The 2,029-nt window shown below is 67.9% G+C and carries 2 protein-coding genes; both read right to left on the minus strand.

Annotation, left to right across the window (positions count from 1 at the left end):
• A partial coding sequence (locus PV363_RS17545; protein ID WP_301023055.1) for an ABC transporter substrate-binding protein occupies nt 1-1,256 on the minus strand: 1,256 nt, incomplete at its 3' end.
• 499 nt (nt 1,257-1,755) lie between these two features.
• Nucleotides 1,756-2,029, minus strand: a 274-nt coding sequence (locus PV363_RS17550; protein WP_301023056.1) for a triose-phosphate isomerase, incomplete at its 5' end; no start/stop codon positions are given.

Genomic DNA, 2,029 nt, shown 5'->3' on the forward strand with positions numbered 1-2,029 from the left:
ATGATCTGCACCACCGGCTCGTGGCCGGAGTCGGCGTTGAACTGGATCGGCAGCGGCTCGGTGAGCTCGTTGCCCTCGTCCAACCACTCCTGGTACGCCGCCTCGGCGGCCTCCTGGTCGAACTCGCAGTACTCGCACAGGCCCTCTTCGAAGCCGGGGATGCCCGGCGGCGTGATGCCCGTGGCCGAGGTGCGGGAGCCCTCGTAGACGTCGGTGTTGATGTCTTCGCGGTCGATCGCCTGCGAGATCGCCTGGCGGAGCAGCAGGTTCTCCGGCCCGCCGACACGCTCGTCGCGATCGTTGAACATGAAGTAGTAGGCGCCCAGGAACGGCGTGTCGATGGTGGTCGACCAGTTGTCCTGGGCCTCCTGGTACCGGCCCGGGGCGAAATCGGTGGCGTTACCCTCGCCGGCCTCGAACGCGTTGTACGCGGTGTCGAGGTCGGTGCCGATCGTGAACGTCAGGCTGTCGAGGAACGGCTGCTCGGGCAGACCGAGCGACTCGTCGTACTGGGTGCCGTCCCACTCGGGGTTCGGCACGAGCACGATCTCCTGGTCGTTGGCCGGCTCCTCCATCATGAAGGGCCCGTTGCCGATCATGATGCCGCGCTCCCACTCGGTCTGATCGGCGAGGTCGTCGATCGCAGAGGGCATCGGCATGAAGGTCTGGAACCCGGCGACCGCGGGGAAGTTCGCATACGGGTCGGTGAGCGCGACGGTGAGGGTCATCGCCTCGTCGTCGGCCGTGACACCGGAGATGGTGTCGGCCTCGCCGTCGAGCTTCTCGGCGCCACCCTCGATGAAGGTGAACAGGTACGAGTAGTCACCGGCGAAATCGGGGTCGCTCGCGGTCTCCCAACCGCGGACGAACGAGCTGGGCAGCACCTCTTCGCCGTCGGAGAAGGTCAGGCCCTCGCGGATCGTGAAGACGAACTCGGTGGCGTCGTCGTTCACCTCCCACGACTCGGCCACGACCGGCACCGTCTCGGGGTTCTCCGGGTCGCTGAAGTCGGTCTCGGCCAGCCCGTCGTAGAGGGAGCCGCCGACCTGCCAGCCGTCGCTGGTGGTGTTGATGCGGGGATCGAGGTGTTCCGGCGGGCCCTGGGCGAACGTGCCGAGGTCGACGAAGTCGCCACCCTGGACGCTTTCGGCCTGGCCTGCTTCGTCACTCCCGCTGTCGGCGCCCTCGTCATCGTCGTCGGAGCCGCAGGCACCGGCGACGAGAGAGAGCCCCGCGATGAGAGCAAGGAGCTTCAAGCCCCTGCGCTGTCGTCTCACTTTGAGGACCTCCTGGTGATGGTCGTAGGACCGCAGGGAGGAGCCCGGCTTGGCGCTGGTCGACCCATGGTGGCCGCCGACAGAGCCTGCCGGCGGACAATCACGAGGAGCGAGCCATGGCTGTCGTCACGGTGGCTCCCCCGTTGCGGTGGTTGCACCAGGCGACGCTGCAACACGGTCCTGGTGACGGCCGGAACTTAGCAGGATCGTCTGCCACTGCGCTGTTTCGGCAGCATCGTGCCCAGCGCACCCCGCGCCCCCTGAACACATGACGCAGGATCCAACGCGATCGACGCGCAACATGCATTTAACGTGGTGAGCACCCATGGCGCGGCTCCGGCGCTGCCGAGCGGTCGGCGCTGTGCCTCGGGTCACACCTACCCGGATGTCGTCCCCACGAAACCGTCCCGACAACGACGAAGGGGCCCGTCGGTGTGCGGCGGGCCCCTTCGATTCGGATCGTTGCGTACAGGCGCGGTTACGCGCGGTCGCGGTACCGCACGATGCCGGCGAACGACTCGGATTCGAGGCTCGCCCCACCGACGAGCGCACCGTCGATGTCGGGGCACGCCATCAGCTCGGCCGCGTTCGTGGCCTTGACCGAACCGCCGTACTGGATGCGGACCGACTGCGCCACGGCTGCGCCCTTGGCCTCCGCCACGGTGTCGCGGATGGTGGCACACACCGTCTGGGCGTCATCGGGCGTCGCGGTGCGACCGGTGCCGATCGCCCAGACCGGCTCGTACGCGATG

Source organism: Mumia sp. (assembly GCF_028803055.1).
Taxonomy (GTDB): domain Bacteria; phylum Actinomycetota; class Actinomycetes; order Propionibacteriales; family Nocardioidaceae; genus Mumia.